The sequence below is a fragment of the Mesorhizobium sp. GbtcB19 genome, from assembly GCF_019091085.1.
Classification (GTDB): domain Bacteria; phylum Pseudomonadota; class Alphaproteobacteria; order Rhizobiales; family Rhizobiaceae; genus Mesorhizobium.
Genome location: NZ_JAGXJY010000072.1, coordinates 1 through 1,014, shown reverse-complemented (window position 1 = coordinate 1,014; position 1,014 = coordinate 1). Strand labels below are relative to the sequence as shown.

Sequence of the window (1,014 nt, the reverse complement as noted above, 5' to 3'; positions counted from 1 at the left end):
TATACCAGCCGTATTCGTATTAAAAGATGGTCAAGTAGTCTATTGAGCACTTGGATTCAGATATAAAGAGGCGTTAGTAGAATTAGTATCAAAACAATTCTAGTAGACACTTAATAAAATTTTTTAACCTTAGCTAACTTAATCCAAAAATACTATGACAATGTTATTCATAAAGTTGAAAATAAACTAGTTTGATGCACCATAACCCAATACCATTAAATATTTTGAATATACTCCCAAAAAATCATTCCTTAATTTTTATGAATGTTATTTTTCACTAATGGTTACTAAATTAAGAGAAGCACCAATTGGTTAAATAATCGTACCTATAAACCCTAAGTACATTACATAGTAAAAAATATTATTTTTTAACATAATGCACACTCATTTTTATTTTCTATTGGTACTTTTCTCTCCAATATATCGAAATAACAATTCATTTAATTTAACTTATGACTTTACTTGCTTCAATTACTACACTTAATTTTTTATAAATCATCTAAAAAATCACTGGTAACTTGCCTAACCCTCTCATTAAGTAAGTAGGACGCCAAGACAAAGTTTCCAAGTCAGCATTAAGTCTAATATTTGGTACTCTTTTCAATACTGTATTGATAGCAATCTTTCCCTCAAGGCGAGCTAGGGAGGCCCCAAGACAATAATGAATTCCCATACCAAATGCTAAGTGATGATTATTACTTCTTGAAATATCTAAATATTCAGGATTAAAGAATTTCAGCTCGTCGCGATTAGCTGAAGCTAAGGACACCACGATCATATCTTCTTTACGAATTAGTTTGTCACGAATAAATAAATCTTTGCTAGCCCACCGATTTGTTGCTAGTTCAACTGGACTATAGAAACGCAACAATTCTTCAACTCCAGAGTCAATAAGATTAAAATTTCTTTTAAGTTTTTCTAGTTGCTCCGGAAATTGTAATAATGCTAAAATTCCATTACCAATTAGGTTAACTGTTGTTTCATGCCCTGCAATTATTAATAAAAAAATCATGG

General features: G+C 30.3%; 1 protein-coding gene. It reads right to left on the bottom strand.

All coding sequences use genetic code 11. From position 1 onward, the window contains the following. Positions 1 to 499 precede the first annotated feature (499 nt). A partial coding sequence (locus tag KVT37_RS31620) for a cytochrome P450 (protein WP_217578933.1) occupies positions 500 to 1,014 on the bottom strand: 515 nt, incomplete at its 5' end.